The following is a 17,463-nucleotide window of genomic DNA, read 5'->3' on the forward strand; positions in this document are numbered from 1 at the left end:
TTATCTTCTAAGACGCAGAGCCCATTTTCCGCCGGTTTGCCGGCGGCTCTCTCGAAAAGGCAGCATTCATGAGTGGCGTGAACGAAATCCGGTCGACATTTCTCGACTACTTCCGCAAGGAAGGTCACGAGATCGTCGCGTCGAGCCCACTGGTGCCGCGCAACGATCCGACGCTGATGTTCACCAACGCCGGCATGGTGCAGTTCAAGAACGTCTTCACCGGATTGGAGAAGCGGCCCTATTCGCGCGCCTCGACCGCCCAGAAGAGCGTTCGCGCCGGCGGCAAGCACAATGATCTTGACAATGTCGGCTACACCGCGCGCCATCTTACCTTCTTCGAGATGCTCGGCAATTTCTCCTTTGGCGACTACTTCAAGGAGCGCGCCATCGAGCTTGCCTGGAACCTGATCACCAAGGAGTTCGGGCTGAACAAGGACAAGCTGCTGGTCACCGTCTACCACACGGACGACGAGGCGGCTGGCTTCTGGAAGAAGATCGCCGGGTTTTCCGATGATCGCATCATTCGCATCGCCACCTCGGACAATTTCTGGGCGATGGGCGACACCGGACCCTGCGGGCCGTGCTCGGAGATTTTCATCGACCGCGGCGAGCACATCTGGGGCGGCCCTCCCGGCAGCCCCGAAGAGGACGGCGACCGTTTCCTCGAATTCTGGAACCTGGTGTTCATGCAGTATGAACAGGTGACGAAGGAGGAGCGCATCGACCTGCCGCGCCCGTCGATCGACACCGGCATGGGCCTGGAGCGCATGGCGTCCGTCCTGCAAGGGGTGGAAAGCGTCTTCGAGACCGATCTGTTCCGTCATCTGATCGAGGCGGCGTCGTCCGCTATCGGGCACGGTCCCGACAAGGAGACGGTCGCGTCCTTCCGTGTCATCGCCGACCACCTGCGGTCGTCCTCTTTCCTGGTGGCAGACGGCGTGCTGCCATCAAACGAAGGCCGCGGCTATGTCTTGCGCCGCATCATGCGCCGCGCCATGCGTCATGCGCAGTTGCTCGGTGCCCGCGATCCCCTGATGTGGCGCCTGGTGCCGGCGCTGGTGCGCGAGATGGGCCAGGCCTATCCGGAACTGGTGCGCGGCGAACAGTTGATCACCGAGACCCTGAGGCTCGAGGAGACCAGGTTCCGCAAGACGCTGGTGCGCGGCCTCGGCCTGCTCTCGGAAGCGACGGAAACGCTGCATGCCGGCGACATGCTGGATGGCGAGACGGCCTTCAAGCTCTACGACACCTACGGCTTCCCGCTCGATCTGACGCAGGACGCGCTGCGCCAGCGCAGCATCTCGGTCGATCTTGCCGGCTTCACCAATGCCATGGAGCAGCAGAAGGCCGAAGCGCGCAAGCATTGGGCTGGCTCCGGCGATGCGGCCACCGAAACCGTCTGGTTTTCGGTGCGCGAGAAGGCGGGCGCCACCGAGTTCCTTGGATATGAGACTGAAGCTGCCGAAGGCATCATCCAGGCGCTGGTCCGGGACGGCAAGACCATCGACAGCGCCGGCAAGGGCGATGCGGTGGCGATCGTCGTCAACCAGACGCCGTTCTATGCCGAGTCCGGCGGCCAGATGGGCGACACCGGCATCATTTCGGGCGAAGGCTTCTCGATCGAGGTCTCCGACACCCAGAAAAAGGCCGATGGGCTGTTCGTCCATATCGGCAAGGTGGCCAGCGGCACGGTCAAGGCCGGCGCGGCGGTCGAGCTTAAGGTCGACCACAACAGGCGCTCCAGGCTGCGTGCGAACCATTCCGCGACGCATCTGATCCATGAGGCGCTGCGTGAGGTCCTGGGTAGCCATGTCGCGCAGAAGGGATCGCTGGTGGCGCCGGAGCGTCTGCGCTTCGACATCTCGCACAACAAGCCGATTTCGCCGGAGGATCTCGAAGAGGTCGAGCGCATGGCCAACGAGATCGTCGTGCAGAACGGCCCGGTGAACACGCGTCTGATGTCGGTCGACGATGCCATCGCCGAAGGCGCCATGGCGCTGTTTGGCGAGAAATATGGTGACGAAGTGCGCGTCGTTTCGATGGGCACGGGCGTGCATGGCGCCAAGGCCAACCGGCCCTATTCGGTCGAGCTATGCGGCGGCACGCATGTCAGGGCGACCGGCGATATCGGCCTGGTGCGTGTCGTGTCGGACAGCGCGGTCGCTGCCGGCGTGCGCCGCATCGAGGCGCTAACCGGCGAGGCGGCACGCAAGCATCTCGACGAGCAGGACCGACGTCTGAAATCGGTCGCCGCGACGCTGAAGATCTCGCCGGCCGACGTGCCGGCGCGTGTCGAGGCGCTGCTCGACGAGCGCAAGAAGATCGAAAAGGAACTGACCGAAGCGCGCAAGAAGCTGGCGTTGGGCGGCGGCGCGACCGCTGGTGCGCCGTCGGAGAACGAGACCGTCGCGGGTGTCGGCTTCCTCGGCAAGGCGGTTTCCGGTGTTTCGCCGAAGGATTTGAAGCCGCTGGCTGACGCCGGCAAGACCTCGCTGGGTTCGGGCGTCGTCGTCTTCGTCGGCGCCGGTGAGGACAACAAGGCGAGCGTCGTGGTCGCCGTCACCGACGATCTCGTCGGCCGTTTCAGCGCTGTCGATCTGGTGCGCGTGGCCTCCGCCGCACTGGGCGGGCAGGGCGGCGGCGGACGGCCAGACATGGCCCAGGCCGGCGGTCCGGATGCGTCCAGGGCCAATGATGCGATCGCTGCGGTAAGGGCTGCGCTCGAAGCCGCCTGAAAGCCGCCCATGCCCGAAAGCCACGGCAAGAAAGTGCTCGTCCTTGGCGGCTACGGATTGATCGGCGAAGCCATCGTCGGCCGCCTGCAGCGCGATGGGCATCAGGTAACCGGCCTCGGCCGCGATGTCAGGGATGCCGAGCGGCGCTGGCCGGCGGTGCGCTGGATTGCGGCCGACATTGCGAGACTGCTTGCCGCTGAAGACTGGCTGCCGGTGGTCACCGGCATGGATGCGGTGGTCAATGCGGCGGGCGCGCTGCAGGACGGCCCGCGCGATCGCCTCGACGCCATCCATCGTGCCGCGGTGACGGCGGTGGTCGCTGCCTGCGAACAGGCCGGTATCAGCCACTTCGTCCAGATCTCCGCCATCGGTGCCGATCCCGCTGCGGCGGATGCGTTTTTCAGCACCAAGGCGCAAGGTGACAAGGCTGTCGCAAATTCCTCGCTGGAATGGACCATCCTGCGCCCTGGCCTGGTGATCGCGCCCGCCGCCTATGGCGGGACGGCACTGTTACGCGCGCTTGCGGCCTTTCCCGGTTTTGTTCCTGCCGTCATGGCGCGCCAGCCGATCCAGACAGTGGCCGTCTCCGACGTTGCCGAGGCGGTGTCGCGCGCGGTCGCCGGATCCTTGCCGCCGCGTCTCTCCGTCGATCTCGTCGAAGCCAGTGCCCGCTCGCTCGCCGATGTGCTGGCTGCGTTCCGTGCATGGCTTGGCTTGCCGGCAGCCCGCATTGTGCCGATGCCGGCCTTTCTCGGCCGGCTCGCGGCTGTTGTTGCCGATGGTCTTGGCCTGTTTGGCTGGCGATCGCCTTTGCGCAGCGCAGCCCTTGCCGCTTTGGCGCGTGGCGTGACCGGCAACGCCAAATCCTGGAGCGAGATTTCGGATCACAAATTGCAGCCGCTGGAAGCAACGCTGGCCGCCATGCCGGCCCATGTCCAGGAGCGATGGTTTGCGCGACTTTGGCTGCTGAAACCGATCGTGTTCGGCGTCCTGTCGCTGTTCTGGCTGGTCTCCGGCATTGTCGGTTTTATCAGGCAGGATGCGGCGGCCAACATTCTGGTCGCGCATGGCCTGTCGCCGGCCTTCGCCCTTGGAATGGTTCTTGCCGGAAGTGCCGCCGACATCGCTGTCGGAGCCGCTGTTCTTGTGCGGGCCTTCGCGCGGCTCGCACTGCTGGGGATGATTGCCATCTCCTTGTTTTATCTTGGTGCGGCGACCGTGTTCACCCCCGATCTGTGGCTCGACCCTCTGGGAGCAATGGTCAAGACTGTACCTGCACTTTGCCTTGCCCTGGTGGCGCTGGCGATTTTGGACGAGCGATGAGCCTCTGGGCCGACATGCTGCGATGGGCGCATATCATCGGCGCCACGGTTCTGTTCGGCACCGGCGCCGGCATCGCCTTCTTCATGCTGATGGCGCAGCGCACCGGCCGCGCCGATATCGTCGCTCATGTCGCCGGAACGGTGGTCATCGCCGACACCATCTTCACGGCGACCGCCGTTGTCGTGCAGCCGATCACGGGTGTGCTGCTGGCGAAGGCCGCGGGCTGGCCGCTCTCCGAAGGCTGGATCGTGCTGTCCTTGCTGCTTTATGTCGTGACCGGCCTGTTCTGGCTGCCGGTGGTCTGGATCCAGATCCGCATCCGCAACCTGGCGCGGCAGGCGGCCAGCGCAAACGCGCCGCTTCCTCCTGAGGAAAAGCGCCTGTTTCGCATCTGGTTTGCGTGCGGCTTCCCGGCTTTCGCCGCCGTGCTTGCCATTCTCTGGCTGATGGTCACAAGGCCCGCAATAGGGCTTTAGCGCCTAGGCCTGCTTTGCAGCCTTCAGCGCGCGCGTCATTCTGCTGGAATCGCCCCAGGTGGACAGCCAGATGAGGACGTCGGTGGCGATCGAAATCAGCCACCGCACAAGGCTCAGCGCCGGGCCGGGCGATTTCAGCTGCTCTTCGGCGTGATGGAGATGCGCAAGCTCTTCCTCACGGATCGCCAGGATGACGCCGTGCAATTCGCGATCACGGTTGGCCAGAAAGAAAAGCTGATCGTCGAGATGACGGTGCACCGCTGCTTCCACGGCTGCGGTACAGGCCCAGATGCCTTGCGGACCGAGCAGGGCGGTCACAAAACCCAGCAGCCAGCCACCCCAGCTCCAGAATTGCATCACCCGGCACGGTCGCGACTGCCGGCTCGGCATGGCGGCGCGAAACGCGGCGCAATGAACGCGCTCGTGCCCGAGCATCTCCGACAATGATGGCACGCAATCCGGCCAAAAGCGCTTGGCGACAAGAATCTGCGCCGAATAGATTCTGATCGCGCCGAACTCGCCTGCGTGGTTGACCCTGACTATTCTGGCAACGGTGAGCGCGTCCTGGTGAGAAAGGTCAGCCATGGGCGTGCCTGAATACCTCTCAACCGGCTGCCAAGCTCGGACGTTTTGCGATGCGGTCCCACCATGCCTGGATGTCGGCAAATTCTGCGAGCAGCTTTTGCCCCTCAGTGACCTTGAGGAAATAGGCGATGATGGGTGCCGCGTGCAGGTCGGCCAGCGTGAGCTGGTCGCCGAGCAGCCACGGTCCGGGAGCCTTGAGTGAGGTAAGCACCCCGAGCACCGTTTCGGCCTGGCGCAGCCCGTTGGCAATCAGCTTCTCGTCGGGCGCGGCGCTCTCCAGCCGCTCGACGGCGACCTCCCAGACCATCGACCTGTAGGCATAGGCGTCGAGCATGCCGATGATCTGGTTCATGGTTGCGCGGCCGCGAGGATCCTTCGGCTGCAAGGCCGGTCCGTCAAAACCCTCATCGACATAGCGCGCGATCGCGCTCGTCTCGAAGAGCCGAAACCCGTCATGCTCGAAGGCCGGGATGCGGCCGAACGGGTGATGCTCGAAATACCAGGCGGGAATGCCATCAGTGGCAAAGACATCGACCGGCACAAGCGCGTAGTCGATGCCTTTTTCCGCGAGTACGAGGCGGACGATGCGCACATAGACGCTGTAATCCGCCCCGTAGACGGCGGGCTTGGCCATGGTAGCCTTCCGGGGCTCGCGCCTCAGGCCATCGCCTTCTGCAGGTTCTCGTCGATCTTGTCGAGGAAACCGGTGGTCGAAAGCCAAGGCTGATCGGGGCCGATCAGCAGCGACAGGTCCTTGGTCATGAAGCCGGACTCGACAGTTTGGATGCAGATTTTTTCCAGCGTCTCGGCAAAGCGCTTCAGTTCGGCGTTGTCGTCGAGCTTGGCGCGGTGGGCGAGGCCGCGCGTCCAGGCGAAGATCGAGGCGATCGAATTGGTCGAGGTTTCCTCGCCCTTCTGGTGCTGGCGGTAGTGACGCGTGACGGTGCCGTGCGCGGCTTCGGCTTCCACCGTCTTGCCGTCCGGCGTCATCAGCACCGAGGTCATCAGGCCGAGCGAGCCAAAACCCTGCGCCACAGTGTCGGACTGGACGTCACCGTCATAGTTCTTGCAGGCCCAGACATAGCCGCCCGACCATTTCAGGCTGGAAGCCACCATGTCGTCGATCAGACGGTGCTCGTACCACAGCTTCTTCGACTTGAACTCGGCCTCGAATTCAGCCTCGTAGACTTCCTGGAAAATGTCCTTGAAGCGGCCGTCATAGGCCTTGAGGATGGTGTTCTTGGTCGACAGATAGACCGGATAGTTGCGCAGCAGGCCGTAGTTCAGCGACGCCCGTGCAAACTCGCGGATCGAGTCGTCCAGATTGTACATGGCCATGGCGACGCCGGCGCCCGGTGCGTCGTAGACGTCATGCTCGATCACCTTGCCGTCCTCGCCGACGAACTTGATCGTCAGCTTGCCCTTGCCGGGGAAGCGGAAATCGGTGGCGCGGTACTGGTCGCCGAAGGCGTGGCGGCCGACGATGATCGGCTTGGTCCAGCCGGGCACCAGGCGCGGCACGTTTTTCATGATGATCGGTTCGCGGAAGATCGTGCCGCCGAGAATGTTGCGGATGGTGCCGTTCGGCGACTTCCACATCTTCTTCAGCTTGAACTCCTCGACGCGCTGTTCGTCGGGCGTGATCGTCGCGCATTTCACGCCGACGCCGTATTTCTTGATGGCGTTTGCCGAATCGATGGTCACCTGATCGTTGGTGGCGTCACGATGCTCGATGCCGAGGTCGTAATATTCGAGCTTCAGGTCGAGATAAGGGTGGATCAGCTTGTCCTTGATGAACTGCCAGATGATGCGGGTCATCTCGTCGCCGTCGAGTTCGACGACCGGGTTCGCCACCTTTATTTTCGCCATGGAAAGAATGCCTCGTTCAACAGTTGGGTGAAGGCAGGGCCGGGCCCGCCAAGATAGGGACTTCGCCTATAGCAAAGCGATCCGGGTGGTGCAAACCAGGGCAGGGCAGCAGCGAGCTTTCTGCTGGACCAATCGTGAATAAAAGAGGCGATGCCGCGCCAGGCTGGGCATCGCCTCTTTTTGAGAACCGTTTCGCCAGATCGACGAAAATGGTCGCGCTGGCCGGATCGAGTTGAGCCCGACCGTCGCCGGCTATTTCAGTGGAATGGTTGGTGGGTTCGGACCATCGGACGTGTTGCCGTTGATCTGGTTATTGCCATAGGACGAGATCGCGCCGCCATTCAGGATGGCCGTGCCAAGGCCATTGCCGGAAATTGTAGATCTGCCAACGCGCACGGTCGCATTCGCTCCGTCCACACGCAGCCCACCGGCCACGCCGTTGTTGGCCACGGCGACACTGTCGACCATGATGTTGATGGCTGGCCCGCCGCCTGGATTGAATATGCTGATGCCGGCGTTGGTGTTGCCCGAAGCACTGCTGTTTACAATTGTCGTGCTGGATCCGCCAGTGTTGCTTGTGCCATCAGCCTTCAACCCGGCAAGGTTGTTGTTCTCGATACTGCTGCTGTCGATGATGACCTTCGCGACACCGGCCCCGGTCGGCTGAATACGAATGCCGTCATTGTTGCGGATGATGGTCGAGTTGTGGACATAAAGCTCGGACGTGCCCGACGGCGAGAACAAGATACCGGCGCCGTTTGGTGTGGCACCAATGCTGCCATGAATGAGACATTCCTCAACATGCAAGGCGGCGCCGGCAAGAAACCGAACTCCGTTGAGACCAGGCGAGGTCGGCGGCGCACCATTGATATCGAGACCGCGAAGCACGACGACATCGGTCGCCGCCGCGTTGATGACCACGCCATTCGTCGATGAATGCAGCACGCCCGCCTCGACCTCCGGGCAAGAGATGGTCATTGACTTGGTGATCGTTACCGCGCCGTAGGCACCCGAGTCGATGCAGTTGATTTCACCGCCGGCGGCGGTTTTCGAAATCGCGCCGGCGAAGGTCTTGCAAGGCGCTGTGCGGCTGCACGGATTGACGTCGTCACCAACGCCGGAAACCCACGTCCGTGTCGCCTGCGCGGAAGCTGGCGCGATCAGGAAAACTGACGCCAAAAGCAACACAGCAAGTGAAAGGAAAAATCGTACGATGTTCATTTGCCCCTCCTGAGCTTGTGGCCAACGCCCTCGTTGGCCATCGAAACCCGTTTCGAAATACTTGGGGCGTGAAAAAATTACAGGAGCGTGCAAGGCACACTCCGTATATTCAAAGACCATCCGTCGATTGCACGTCACCCCAAGCGGTCTGGATGTTATCGCCTTCTAATTCGCTTTTCCAGTCACGCGACGCGTCAAAGTAAAGAATTTGCATTCGGATCGTAGATGAGAGGAAAATGTCGCCAAATGCCGACAGTTAGCACCCGCCTGGATTTTTGTCGGCGGTTTGGCGCGCCATGATCGGCCATCAGGTGTAATAGGCAGGATGTCTTGAGACAGCACGAGTGCGATGCCGCATCCCATCAATCTTTTGAAGGGACGAACATGCGGTTCATCTGCTTTGTTCACTTATCCACGCATCGGAACTTTCGCGCAACCGGGAAGGGCGAAGTAAAGTGGCTGATTTCAAAGGGATGGATCGATATGGCAGGACGCGCGCACAAGGCGCCACCCAGGGGCTTGCCTGTCATGCGTCCGACCTGACTGAACGTTCAGCCGCTGGCCTTTCCGGCCTGACCCAGAGGCATGTAAAACTAACTCTCGCCGGCCCGAACCGCTTCGACTGCTTGCTTCGCGCGGCATCCCGCGCGAAGCGTTTTGTGGCGTGTATCGTCCCGTCAGCTATTTCAGCGGAATGGTTGGCGGGTTTGGACCGTCGGAGGTGTTGCCGTTGATCTGATTGTTGCCATAGGACGAGATCACCCCACCGTTCAGGATGGCCGTGCCAAGGCCATTGCCGGAAATCGTCGATCTGCCGATGCGCACGGTCGCATTCGCTCCGTCCACACGCAGGCCACCGGCCACGCCGTTGTTGGCCACGGCGACACTGTCGACCATGATGTTGATGGCCGGCCCGCCGCCCGGATTGAATATGCTGATGCCGGCATTGGTGTTGCCTGAAGCACTGCTGTTTACAATTGTCGTGTTGGATCCGCCAGTGTTGCTTGTGCCATCAGCCTTGAACCCGGCAAGGTTGTTGTTCTCGATCGTACTGCTATCGATCATGACCTTCGCGACACCGGCCCCGGTCGGCTGAATACGAATGCCGTCATTGTTGCCGTTGACGGTCGAGTTGTGGACATAAAGCTCGGCTGTGCCCGACGGGGAGAAGAGTATGCCTGCGCCGTTCGGTGCGGCACCGGTGTTGCCACGAATGATGCACTCCTCGACATGCAAGGCGCCGCCGGCAAGAAAACGAACTCCATTGAGACCGGGAGTAGCCGACGCACTGTCGATATCGAGACCGCGAAGAACGATGATGTCGGTCGCCGCCGCGTTGATGACCACGCCATTCGTCGATGAATTCGACACGCCCGCCTCAACATCCTCGCAAGAGATGGTGATTGCCTTGGTGATCGTCACTGCGCCGAAGCCACCTGGATCGATGCAGTTGATTTCGCCGCCGGCGGCGGTTTTCGAGATCGCGCCGGCGAAGGTCTTGCAAGGCGCCGTGCGGCTGCATGGATTGACGTCGTCACCAACGCCGGAAACCCACGTCCGAGGTGCCTGCGCGGAAGCTGGTGCGATCAGGAAAACTGACGCCAAAAGCAACACAGCAAGTGAAAGGAAAAATCGTACGATGTTCATTTGCCCCTCCTGAGGTTTTGGCCAACGCTCTCGTTGGCCGTTGAAATTCGTGTCAAAATGCTTGGGAGGCAGATAAACGACGTGAGTCTGGAAGACGCACTCCGTCTTCCAAATGTCATTCGCCGATACACATTAAACCCCAAGCGGTTTTGATATTAACCCTTTCTAATCTAGCTTCCTAGCGACGCGATGCATCATAGTAAATAAATAGCATGATGAGCCTAGATGATCCACGCGGAAGGATAATATCGCGACCAGAAAAAGAGATAAACCGGTCGATAAATCTGTCAGCTGTTTGGGGGTGCCTTGGTGGGCTTATAGGCAGTAGTAATGCTGGATATCTTGTTGTTGAGGCAACGAGTGCGATGCCGCGTCTCACCAATCTTTTGAGGCGGCAGAGTGCACTCTCGTATGCTTGTACACATGTGACCATTGCCCGAGCCGGTAGTGAAGCGCGTCTGGGCTTTTCGACCAAACCCAAAAGGGCGACATAAGGCTATTTGTCTGCCAACCGGCCTACAACTCTTCAAAAAGCCTTATCGATATGGCAGGACGCGGAGACTTCGTAGCGCAATCACTTGGAACACATGGCAGGAACGGACTTTCAGCGCGGCCTCGTGACCACCGGCCCGGCGATCATCCTCGTCGAGCCGCAGCTCGGCGAGAACATCGGCATGGTCGCCCGCGCCATGGCCAATTTCGGCTTGGTCGAGTTGCGCCTGGTCAACCCTCGTGACGGCTGGCCGAGCGAGAAGGCACGCGCCGCCGCCAGCCGCGCAGACCATGTCATCGATGCCGTCACCGTCTTCGACGATCTGGCCTCGGCGCTCGCCGACCTGAATTTCGTTTTCGCCACCACGGCGAGGCAGCGCGACGGCTTCAAATCCGTGCGTGGGCCGGTGGAGGCGGGCAGGCTTCTGCGGGCGCGTCACGCAATGGGTCAGCGCACCGGCATCCTGTTCGGTCGAGAGCGCTTCGGCCTCTACAATGACGAGGTCGGCCTTGCCGACGAGATCGTCACTTTTCCGGTCGATCCTGATTTCTCCTCGCTCAACATCGCCCAGGCCGCGCTGCTGATGTCCTACGAATGGATGAAGTCCGGCCTCGAAGACGAGACGAAGACCAATTTTTCGGGTCCGGACATGAAGCCGGCAAGCAAGGAAGAGCTGCACGGCCTGTTCGCCTATCTGGAAGGCGCCTTGGAAGCGCGCGGCTATTTCAGGCCGGCACCGAAGAAGCCGAAGATGGTCGACAATCTGCGCGCGGTGTTGACACGCCCCGGCTTTGCCGAACCGGAGCTCAAGGTGCTGCGCGGCATCATCTCGTCGCTCGACCGGTTTTCGCCGGCGATGCCGCGCGGCGATGGTTCCCCGGGCGACGATCCAAGGCGTTTGCCCGCGGCCGCCGCGCGCGCCCGCAAGGCGGAAATGGGTCGCCGGGCGCCCGACGCCAATGGCGACGACAATGACACGCCGCCGCTGGGCGGCAAGGGAACCGACAATGACTGAGCGGCCGATCCTGATGTTCGATTCGGGCATAGGCGGGCTGACCGTGCTGCGCGAGGCGCGCGTGCTGATGCCCGATCGCCGCTTCGTCTACGTCGCCGACGATGCCGCGTTCCCCTACGGCGCCTGGGAGGAACCGGCGCTCAACGCTCATATCCTTGGCCTGTTCGGCGCGCTGCTGGAAAAATTCCAGCCCGAGATTTCGGTCATTCCCTGCAACACGGCGTCGACGCTGGTGATCGACGCACTGCGCGAGAAATTCCCCGGCCATCCCTTTGTCGGCACGGTGCCGGCGATCAAGCCGGCGGCGGAGCGTACGCGCTCAGGGCTTGTTTCGGTGCTGGCGACGCCCGGCACGGTCAAGCGCCAATACACGCGCGACCTGATCAGCAAATGGGCGCAGAAATGCCACGTACGGCTTGTCGGTTCGGACCGGCTGGCACCGCTGGCCGAGATTTACATGCGAGAGGGGTTCGTCGACGAGGAGATCGTGCGTGAGGAGATCGCGCCATGCTTTGTCGAGAAGGACGGCGCCCGCACCGATATCGTCGTCCTCGGCTGCACGCACTATCCGTTCCTGGCCAATCGCATGCGCAAGACCGCGCCCTGGCCGGTCGACTGGATCGACCCGGCCGAAGCGATCGCCCGCCGCGCCATGTCGCTGCTTGCACCGGTCGACGGGCCGCTGCCGGTGGGTGAGCCTGACATTGCCGTCTTCACCTCCGGCAAGATGGACTTCGCCACCAGCCGGCTCATGCAGGGCTTTGGCCTGACGGTCGCCTGACATCCGGAACATTGGTTGGCGCGTCGCGTTTCCCTCAGGCAATCAGGCAATGAAGGAGAAACAGCCATGCCAGCCACCTCGAAAGCCCAGCAGAAGGCCGCCGGCGCAGCCTTGTCGGCCAAGCGCGGCGAGACGAAGAAGAGCGAACTCCAAGGCGCTTCCAAGGGAATGTACGAATCGATGAGCGAAAAGCAGCTCGAGGAATTCGCCGAGACGAAGCGCAAGGGGCTGCCGGAAAAGAAGCATTAGCTCTCGGCCTTGCATGCTTCGCAGCGCATAACGAAGTCGTTCACGAGAGAAATCAAAAAAGCCTGCGGCCAAACCGCGGGCTTTGAGATGATGTGGCCGCCTGAGGCCGAACCGGAACTTACCAGCGCCCCCGGCAGTGCCGCACCTTGTAACGAACGACGTGTCTGTGGCCGTGCCGCCAGACCACCTTTTTCTTCACCACGATGCGGCAAACCTGGTGGTGCCGGTGTCCTTGCCAATGCCTGGCCTCCGCCGGCTCTGGTGCAACTGCCATCGATCCGGCCAGTACCGCCGCACCTGCCAACGTAAGGAAGAATTTCTTCATGTTAGTCATGCTCCTCTAGCTCCGGTCACTTCCTGGTGCCGTTGGCGCACAACCTCCCACCACATCCGGCATCGCATCGACATCGGGGACGGTATACAGTCGCGTTCCGCCGCGCCATGCAAAAGCTTGACACCGGTTAAATCTCGGTTTAACCAGCCGCCACCACCGGGCAGCGATGTCCGGTGTTTGTTTTGTATGCGCAAGATCAGGCAGCCTAATCGTTTCCGATCTTGTTTGAAATGACGTGTCCCGTGGGTTTTCCGCCGCGTTGCGTGGGAAAACCCTGTCAGGTCTCGAAAACGGAGGCCAGAGGAGGGCGCGTTTCCTTCACCCGGACCATGAGGCTCCGGGTGTGTTGTTTTGAAAAGGGAATGCGATGAGCAAGCGCGAATCCGCGAAGTACAAGATCGACCGCCGTCTTGGCGAAAACATCTGGGGCCGCCCGAAGTCCCCGGTCAACAAGCGTGAATACGGCCCCGGCCAGCATGGCCAGCGCCGCAAGGGCAAGCTTTCCGATTTCGGCCTGCAGCTGCGCGCCAAGCAGAAGCTGAAGGGTCACTATGGCGACGTTTCGGAAAAGCAGTTCCGCAAGGTCTATGAAGAGGCGGACCGCCGCAAGGGCGACACCTCGGAGAACCTGATCGGCCTGCTCGAATCGCGTCTCGACGCGGTCGTCTACCGCGCCAAGTTCGTGCCAACCATTTTCGCCGCCCGCCAGTTCGTCAACCACGGCCACATCAACGTCAACGGCAAGCGCGTCAACATCGGCTCGTACCGCTGCAAGCCGGGCGACGTCGTCGAAATCCGCGAAAAGTCGAAGCAGTTGGTCATCGTTCTGGAAGCGGTCGGTCTCGCCGAGCGCGACGTGCCGGACTATATCGAAGCCGATCACAACAAGATGGTCGCGACCTTCTCGCGCATCCCCGGCCTGGCTGACGTTCCGTTCGCCGTGCAGATGGAACCGAACCTGGTCGTCGAATTCTATTCGCGCTAAGCGACGAATTCCATTCGCGCTGAGCGAATGCGTTTTGCGATACCATGCAAAGGCCGCCCGTCGAGGCGGCCTTTTCTTTGTCTGCCTTTTCTTTGTCGGCCATCTCCGCTAATCCCGGGCGCAACGAAGTGCCGAACCGTCGTTGCTCCCGGATTTTGGAACTGACGCCATGAACATGCTGCCAGATGCCGAATCGCTTGAACCAGCCAGCGACATCGAGGGCGGCTTTCATCCGATGTTCGCCGATGTGCCGTCGTCGGTCGAGTTCAACAAATTGCGCAAGCGGCTGCTGCGGCTGACCCGACAGGCGATCGAGGATTTCTCGATGGTGAAGCCCGGCCAACGCTGGCTTGTCGCCCTGTCGGGCGGCAAGGATTCCTACGGTCTGCTCGCCGTGCTGCTCGACCTCAAATGGCGCGGGCTGTTGCCGGTCGAATTGCTGGCCTGCAATCTCGATCAGGGCCAACCGAATTTCCCCAAACACATCCTGCCGGATTATCTCGACAGATACGGCATTGCGCACCGGATCGAATATCAGGACACCTATTCCGTCGTCACCGACAAGCTGCCTCAGGGCAGCACCTATTGCTCGCTGTGTTCGCGTCTCAGGCGCGGCCATCTCTACCGCATTGCGCGCGAAGAGGGATGCTCGGCGCTGGTGCTCGGCCACCATCGCGAGGACATTCTCGAAACCTTCTTCATGAACCTGTTCCATGGCGGCCGTCTCGCCGCCATGCCGCCAAAACTGCTCAACGACGACGGTGACGTCATGGTGCTGCGGCCACTGAGCTACTGCGCCGAGGTCGATCTCGAAAAATTCGCTGCGGCGATGCAATTCCCGATCATTCCCTGCGATCTCTGCGGCAGCCAGGAAGGTCTTCAGCGCAACGCCATGAAGGCCATGCTCGAGGACTTGGAAAAGCGCATGCCCGGCCGCAAGGACACGATGCTGCGCGCATTGTCCAACAGCAGGCCATCGCATCTGCTCGACAGAAACCTGTTCGATTTCGCGGCGCTCAATGAGGCCCTCAGCACAAGGCAAGCCGATGACATTTGACGACACCGCGATCGACTGGCTCGCTGGCCTTCTGTCCGACGCCGCAAAAGCCGAAATCATGCCGCGCTTTCGCCGGCTGGGCGAAGGCGACATCCGCCAGAAGACCTCTGCCGCCGACCTGGTGACGGAAGCCGACGTCAGTGCCGAGCGGCTCATCACCGCGCGGCTGCGCGAGCGTTATCCCCAGGCGATGGTCGTCGGCGAGGAGGCCTGTTCCGACGATCCAGCGCTGCTAGAGGGTCTGGGCGAGGCCGATCTGGCTTTCGTCATCGACCCGGTGGACGGCACTTTCAACTTCGCCTCCGGTGTGCCGCTGTTCGGCGTCATGCTGGCGGTCGTGGTCAAGGGCGAGACCGTCGCCGGCATCATCCACGATCCGGTCGGCAAGGACTGGCTGATCGGCGCCAGGGGGGCCGGCAGCCATATCAGGCACGCGCATGGCAGCGTCGAGAGAGTACATGTCGCGGCACCCGTGCCGATCTCGGAAATGACCGGCTCGGTCTCCTGGCAATACATGCCCGAGCCGGAGCGGTCGCGGCTGGCGCGCAACCAGACGAAGATCCTGTCGCAATTTGCCTATCGCTGCGCGGCGCACGAATACCGCCTGCTGGCCAGCGGCCATGCCCACTTCGTCGTCTACAACAAGCTGATGCCGTGGGATCATCTGGCCGGCGTGCTGATCCATACCGAGGCCGGTGGTCATGCCGCGCGTTTCGATGGCAGCGCCTATCTGCCCTCGCATGTCGGCGGCGGCCTGCTTGTCGCGCCCGATCGGGAAAGCTGGCAGGAATTGCGCCGCGAGCTTTGGGCGCAATAGGATCAGGTCCTGCGGCCAGTGTCCGAACCGGCGGTGTCCGGCTGAAGGAACTTTGCAATCTCACGCAGATCCGGAGGCTCTCGAATGAAACTTCGGTTCGCAATCGTCGCGGCGGCTCTTGCCGCCGCCTTGTTTGCCAGCTCCCACGAAGCAAGATCGCAAGAGCGCAGCTGTCGCAGTCCCGATCCCGTCGACACGATAAAAGAGATGTCCGACGCAATCTACGCCTGTTGGAAGCCGCCGCCCGGAACCGCCGGCATGTCCCTGACGCTGCGGTTCTCGCTTCGTCGCAACGGCACACTGATCGGCAAGCCTCGCGCCACATATTCCGATCTGGGGACCGATGCCCGGCTCAGCCGGGCCTTCGTGACTTCAATCCTCAGGGCACTCGACGACGCCCTGCCATTGCCCTTTTCGGACAGCATGGGCGAAGCCATCGCGGGGCGTATGCTTGCCCCTCGCTTCACGGCAGCCCTTGAAGGTGCGTCCTGATGCATGTCGCCCAAAAGTGGTTCCGGTTTTGGGACAACGACATGCGCAAAAACAACAAATTAGTGCAAGTCGGTGATGTGCCCTGAAACGGGTGGATTCTGCGGCTGGAACATCTTGCCGCGCTCGGCGATGAAAATCATCAGCAGCGCCGCGACCGAGACGCTGCAGAAGCCGGCGGCCAGCGGCGTCACCGTGCCATTGAAAGCCTGGCCGATCAGCGTGCCAAGAATGCCGCCGAGAAACGTCTGCATGAATCCCAGGATTGACGACGCCGTGCCGGCCAGTTGGCCGAGCGGCTCCATGGCCAACGCATTGAAATTCGCGCCAAGCGCGCCAAACGGAAGCATGGCGCAGGCAAAGAAGGTGATGAACAGCCAGAGCGGCATCTTCATTTCCAGCGAAACGACCAGCCAGGCAAGGCTAATGACCAGGAACAACAGCAGCGCGCTCTGCGACAGGCGGCGCATGCCGATACGGCCGACAAGGCGCGAGTTCAGAAAGTTGGAGAAGGCAAGCACGCCCGCAACCCCGGCGAAGATGACCGGGAACATCTCGCCGACATTGAATATGTCGACATAGATCTGCTGCGCCGAGGCGATGAAGCCGAACATGGCGCCGAAAATGAAGGTGCTGGCGAAGGCATAGCAGATTGCAATGCGGTTGGTGAGCACGATGCGAAACCCGCCGACAATGGAGTTGACGGTCAACGGCCGGCGATGTTCGGGATGCAATGTTTCAGGCAGGCGCAGCAGCGACCAGGCCGAGACAATGAGCGCACCGACGGCCATGGTGACGAAGATCCAGTGCCAGGTTGCAAACAGCATGATGAACTGGCCGATGCCGGGAGCAATGACCGGGATCGCCATGAACACCATGAAGATCAGCGACATCACCTCGGCCATGCGCCGGCCGTCGAATGTATCGCGCACGATCGAGACGGCAATGACGCGGGTGGCGGCAGCACCGATGCCTTGCACGGCCCGGCACAAGAGAAGTGTTTCAAAGCTTGGTGCAACGGCGGCCGCCGCAGCCGCGGCGACATAGATCACCAGCCCGGCGACAAGCGGTGCGCGACGGCCGAAGCGATCCGAGATCGGCCCGAAGAACAGCTGGCCGCCGCCGAAGCCCAGAATGTAGGCCGTTATGACGTACTGCCGGTGGTTTTCATTTTCGACGCCAAGCGACGCGCCGATCTGCTGCAGAGCCGGCAGCATGATGTCGATGGCCAGCGAGTTCAGCGCCATCAGCGCGGCGCACAGCGCGATGAACTCCCAGCGTGGAATGGGCAGTTTGCTTGCCGATTGCGGCGCTGATTTTGGCTGGTCCACGGCAAGTCCGATCTCTCAAACGAAAATGCGCCGGCGGGCCGGCGCATTGGCTCGTC

The 17,463-nt window shown here is 61.8% G+C and carries 17 protein-coding genes; 10 read left to right on the forward strand and 7 right to left on the reverse strand.

The window, feature by feature from the left end; all coding sequences use genetic code 11:
* The first annotated feature begins 68 nt into the window (after positions 1 to 68).
* The 3 genes from alaS to NKJ06_RS19045 are packed head-to-tail and all read left to right on the forward strand — an operon-like array spanning position 69 to position 4,534.
* Positions 69 to 2,735 (forward strand): alanine--tRNA ligase, encoded by a 2,667-nt coding sequence (gene alaS, locus NKJ06_RS19035; protein WP_352810392.1) that lies wholly within the window; start codon positions 69 to 71, stop codon positions 2,733 to 2,735.
* Positions 2,736 to 2,744: 9 nt separating this feature from the next.
* A complete protein-coding gene (locus tag NKJ06_RS19040) occupies positions 2,745 to 4,058 on the forward strand; it encodes an SDR family oxidoreductase (protein WP_352810393.1) in 1,314 nt (437 codons plus the stop codon).
* Positions 4,055 to 4,534: a DUF2269 family protein gene (locus NKJ06_RS19045; RefSeq protein ID WP_352655810.1), complete on the forward strand. Its 480-nt coding sequence runs from the start codon at positions 4,055 to 4,057 to the stop codon at positions 4,532 to 4,534. Before NKJ06_RS19040 ends, NKJ06_RS19045 begins: the two co-directional genes overlap by 4 nt.
* A 3-nt stretch (positions 4,535 to 4,537) precedes the next feature.
* On the opposite strand, the gene NKJ06_RS19050 is transcribed toward NKJ06_RS19045, so the two are convergent.
* The 5 genes from NKJ06_RS19050 to NKJ06_RS19070 all read right to left on the reverse strand — a co-directional run bounded on the left by NKJ06_RS19050 (position 4,538) and on the right by NKJ06_RS19070 (position 9,856).
* Positions 4,538 to 5,119, reverse strand: coding sequence for a demethoxyubiquinone hydroxylase family protein (locus NKJ06_RS19050; protein WP_352810394.1), 582 nt, complete (start codon positions 5,117 to 5,119; stop codon positions 4,538 to 4,540).
* A 19-nt stretch (positions 5,120 to 5,138) separates the two neighbouring features.
* Positions 5,139 to 5,753 carry a glutathione S-transferase family protein gene (locus tag NKJ06_RS19055; RefSeq protein ID WP_352810396.1) on the reverse strand — a complete coding sequence of 205 codons (615 nt, stop codon included), beginning with the start codon at positions 5,751 to 5,753 and terminating at the stop codon, positions 5,139 to 5,141.
* Between the two features lie 23 nt (positions 5,754 to 5,776).
* The gene (locus tag NKJ06_RS19060; RefSeq protein WP_352810397.1) at positions 5,777 to 6,988 is read right to left on the reverse strand and encodes an NADP-dependent isocitrate dehydrogenase; all 1,212 of its coding nucleotides are present in this window, start codon (positions 6,986 to 6,988) and stop codon (positions 5,777 to 5,779) included.
* Between the two features lie 252 nt (positions 6,989 to 7,240).
* Entirely contained in the window at positions 7,241 to 8,302 is a 1,062-nt protein-coding gene (locus NKJ06_RS19065) for a right-handed parallel beta-helix repeat-containing protein (RefSeq protein ID WP_352810398.1), read from the reverse strand.
* A gap of 588 nt (positions 8,303 to 8,890) precedes the next feature.
* Positions 8,891 to 9,856 (reverse strand): right-handed parallel beta-helix repeat-containing protein, encoded by a 966-nt coding sequence (locus tag NKJ06_RS19070; RefSeq protein ID WP_352810400.1) that lies wholly within the window; start codon positions 9,854 to 9,856, stop codon positions 8,891 to 8,893.
* Between the two features lie 587 nt (positions 9,857 to 10,443).
* On the opposite strand from NKJ06_RS19070, the gene NKJ06_RS19075 reads away from it, so the two are divergent.
* From NKJ06_RS19075 to NKJ06_RS19085, 3 genes are all read left to right on the forward strand, one after another.
* Positions 10,444 to 11,364 carry an RNA methyltransferase gene (locus NKJ06_RS19075; RefSeq protein WP_352810402.1) on the forward strand — a complete coding sequence of 307 codons (921 nt, stop codon included), beginning with the start codon at positions 10,444 to 10,446 and terminating at the stop codon, positions 11,362 to 11,364.
* Complete coding sequence (murI, locus tag NKJ06_RS19080) at positions 11,357 to 12,145, forward strand: glutamate racemase (protein ID WP_352810403.1); 789 nt, start codon at positions 11,357 to 11,359, stop codon at positions 12,143 to 12,145. The genes NKJ06_RS19075 and murI overlap by 8 nt, the downstream gene beginning before the upstream one ends.
* A 66-nt stretch (positions 12,146 to 12,211) precedes the next feature.
* Positions 12,212 to 12,394, forward strand: coding sequence for a DUF3008 family protein (locus NKJ06_RS19085; protein WP_352810405.1), 183 nt, complete (start codon positions 12,212 to 12,214; stop codon positions 12,392 to 12,394).
* Positions 12,395 to 12,512: 118 nt separating this feature from the next.
* On the opposite strand, the gene NKJ06_RS19090 is transcribed toward NKJ06_RS19085, so the two are convergent.
* Positions 12,513 to 12,719 carry a hypothetical protein gene (locus NKJ06_RS19090; RefSeq protein WP_352810406.1) on the reverse strand — a complete coding sequence of 69 codons (207 nt, stop codon included), beginning with the start codon at positions 12,717 to 12,719 and terminating at the stop codon, positions 12,513 to 12,515.
* Positions 12,720 to 13,095: 376 nt separating this feature from the next.
* Here NKJ06_RS19090 and rpsD point away from each other — a divergent pair, with 376 nt between their 5' ends.
* From rpsD to NKJ06_RS19110, 4 genes are all read left to right on the forward strand, one after another.
* On the forward strand, positions 13,096 to 13,713 hold the full coding sequence (gene rpsD / locus NKJ06_RS19095; RefSeq protein WP_352655828.1) for a 30S ribosomal protein S4: 618 nt from the start codon (positions 13,096 to 13,098) through the stop codon (positions 13,711 to 13,713).
* Positions 13,714 to 13,882: 169 nt separating this feature from the next.
* On the forward strand, positions 13,883 to 14,770 hold the full coding sequence (gene ttcA / locus NKJ06_RS19100) for a tRNA 2-thiocytidine(32) synthetase TtcA (protein WP_352810407.1): 888 nt from the start codon (positions 13,883 to 13,885) through the stop codon (positions 14,768 to 14,770).
* Positions 14,760 to 15,587: an inositol monophosphatase family protein gene (locus NKJ06_RS19105; RefSeq protein ID WP_352629165.1), complete on the forward strand. Its 828-nt coding sequence runs from the start codon at positions 14,760 to 14,762 to the stop codon at positions 15,585 to 15,587. Before ttcA ends, NKJ06_RS19105 begins: the two co-directional genes overlap by 11 nt.
* A gap of 84 nt (positions 15,588 to 15,671) precedes the next feature.
* Positions 15,672 to 16,079: a UCP034077 family protein gene (locus NKJ06_RS19110; RefSeq protein ID WP_352629163.1), complete on the forward strand. Its 408-nt coding sequence runs from the start codon at positions 15,672 to 15,674 to the stop codon at positions 16,077 to 16,079.
* A 59-nt stretch (positions 16,080 to 16,138) separates the two neighbouring features.
* Here the strand turns inward: NKJ06_RS19110 and NKJ06_RS19115 are convergent, their stop codons facing one another.
* Positions 16,139 to 17,407 carry a multidrug effflux MFS transporter gene (locus tag NKJ06_RS19115; protein WP_352629161.1) on the reverse strand — a complete coding sequence of 423 codons (1,269 nt, stop codon included), beginning with the start codon at positions 17,405 to 17,407 and terminating at the stop codon, positions 16,139 to 16,141.
* Between the last annotated feature and the right edge of the window lie 56 nt (positions 17,408 to 17,463).

The sequence above is a fragment of the Mesorhizobium sp. M0293 genome (assembly GCF_040321735.1).
In the GTDB taxonomy this organism is placed as follows: Bacteria; Pseudomonadota; Alphaproteobacteria; order Rhizobiales; family Rhizobiaceae; genus Mesorhizobium.

Coding starts and splice junctions, on each gene's coding strand:
- alaS (WP_352810392.1), top strand. CDS start 69: ATGAGTGGCGTGAACGAAATCCGGTCGACATTTCTCGACTACTTCCGC.
- NKJ06_RS19040 (WP_352810393.1), top strand. CDS start 2,745: ATGCCCGAAAGCCACGGCAAGAAAGTGCTCGTCCTTGGCGGCTACGGA.
- NKJ06_RS19045 (WP_352655810.1), top strand. CDS start 4,055: ATGAGCCTCTGGGCCGACATGCTGCGATGGGCGCATATCATCGGCGCC.
- NKJ06_RS19050 (WP_352810394.1), bottom strand. CDS start 5,119: ATGGCTGACCTTTCTCACCAGGACGCGCTCACCGTTGCCAGAATAGTC.
- NKJ06_RS19055 (WP_352810396.1), bottom strand. CDS start 5,753: ATGGCCAAGCCCGCCGTCTACGGGGCGGATTACAGCGTCTATGTGCGC.
- NKJ06_RS19060 (WP_352810397.1), bottom strand. CDS start 6,988: ATGGCGAAAATAAAGGTGGCGAACCCGGTCGTCGAACTCGACGGCGAC.
- NKJ06_RS19070 (WP_352810400.1), bottom strand. CDS start 9,856: ATGAACATCGTACGATTTTTCCTTTCACTTGCTGTGTTGCTTTTGGCG.
- NKJ06_RS19075 (WP_352810402.1), top strand. CDS start 10,444: ATGGCAGGAACGGACTTTCAGCGCGGCCTCGTGACCACCGGCCCGGCG.
- murI (WP_352810403.1), top strand. CDS start 11,357: ATGACTGAGCGGCCGATCCTGATGTTCGATTCGGGCATAGGCGGGCTG.
- NKJ06_RS19085 (WP_352810405.1), top strand. CDS start 12,212: ATGCCAGCCACCTCGAAAGCCCAGCAGAAGGCCGCCGGCGCAGCCTTG.
- NKJ06_RS19090 (WP_352810406.1), bottom strand. CDS start 12,719: ATGAAGAAATTCTTCCTTACGTTGGCAGGTGCGGCGGTACTGGCCGGA.
- rpsD (WP_352655828.1), top strand. CDS start 13,096: ATGAGCAAGCGCGAATCCGCGAAGTACAAGATCGACCGCCGTCTTGGC.
- ttcA (WP_352810407.1), top strand. CDS start 13,883: ATGAACATGCTGCCAGATGCCGAATCGCTTGAACCAGCCAGCGACATC.
- NKJ06_RS19105 (WP_352629165.1), top strand. CDS start 14,760: ATGACATTTGACGACACCGCGATCGACTGGCTCGCTGGCCTTCTGTCC.
- NKJ06_RS19110 (WP_352629163.1), top strand. CDS start 15,672: ATGAAACTTCGGTTCGCAATCGTCGCGGCGGCTCTTGCCGCCGCCTTG.